At 69.2% G+C, this 1,277-nt stretch carries 1 protein-coding gene; it reads left to right on the top strand.

Annotated elements, in window-relative coordinates:
• Window positions 1-159: 159 nt before the first annotated feature.
• A partial coding sequence (locus AOK24_RS42760; protein ID WP_206191369.1) for a hypothetical protein occupies window positions 160-407 on the top strand: 248 nt, incomplete at its 3' end.
• Between the last annotated feature and the right edge of the window lie 870 nt (window positions 408-1,277).

The following is a 1,277-nucleotide window of genomic DNA, read 5'->3' on the forward strand; positions in this document are numbered from 1 at the left end:
GGTTGGCGATCGCCACGTCGGGGTCGGAGGGTCGAGGGCTCATGCTGAGGTCGGTGTGGACGGTCAGTCAGTCCGACCTGTTCCATCAGACGGCCGGCTTGGGCGGCGCGTTGGGTTGCTTCGGCGGGCGGGGCTTGGAGCGCGTAGAGGAAGGGGTGGTTGGGGGACTCCGCGAAAGCGCAGGCGGCCAAGGTGGACGTGGCGCAGACGGAGGCCGCCAAGGTCGCCGCAGCGGTCGGCGCCCCGCGCGGTCGTGGCCTGCTGTACGTGCAGCAGTCGGCGCAGGTGACCAAGGCCTCGGCGGCAGGAGCGGAGGCCGCGTACAAGGCTGCCAACACCGCGCTGCTCGCGTCGAAGGCTACCGTGGCCGACAGTGGTGCCCTGTTCTCCCAGGCCTGTGCCGAGGCNNGCCAAGGCCGAGGGCGCCACGGCGGCCGCGGCACGTCAGCGGGCCGACACCGAACGCGCCAAGGCCGCAGCGGCCGAGGCCCGAGCACAGACTGAACAAGCCGCGGCAGCATCCGCCCTGGGACGTGCGCAGACCGCCGATGCGACCGCCAGTGCCAAGCTGGGCGNNCCGCGGCGGATAACGCCCAGCAGAGCGCCACCGAAGCGAACCAGGCGGCCACGCGGGCCGAGGAAGCTGCGAAGAAGCGGCTGGAAGAGCAGCGCAAGGCGCGCGTGGACGCCGGCGCACCCGACACCGGGGCGCCGATGAGCAGTACTGAGGAAGCGCTGCTGCTCAAGCAGTACGGCCAGACCTGCGTGGAGGAGTGGAAGGAAGCATTTGAACTCGCTGGCAAGGACGTCCTGGACTGGGTCAAGGCCAACGGCGGGGCTGTCCTCCTCGACGTGATCGGCTACACCGACGCGAAGGCATGCTTCAGCGAAGGGGACATCGAAGCGTGCCTGTGGACGGCGGTCAACGCCGCCAGCATCGCCGTCGTCGTCGCCAAACCCCCGGCCCTCAGCGCCGCCATCGCGCGAGTCTCCCTGGGCATCGGTGAGTTCTTCGAAGCCCTTGCACGGGGCAAGCGCGTCCTGACGGAATTCAGGAAGCTCCTGGAGAAGCTGAAGAAGGAGCCGGACGCCCCGTCCTGTCCGACCAAGCCCAAAACGGCCGACAAGAGCACGGTCGGCGCATCGGCCAAGACGGCCCAGGCGAGTGGTGGGGCGCCGTGGCCACTACCGTGCGGCTTCGAATTCCCCGAGCTGGACGAGCGGGCTATCGACGACATCAGGGACTATCACTTCTCTGGCCCTGTCTCACTTTCGGT

The organism is Streptomyces niveiscabiei, from assembly GCF_001419795.1.
In the GTDB taxonomy this organism is placed as follows: Bacteria; Actinomycetota; Actinomycetes; order Streptomycetales; family Streptomycetaceae; genus Streptomyces; species Streptomyces niveiscabiei.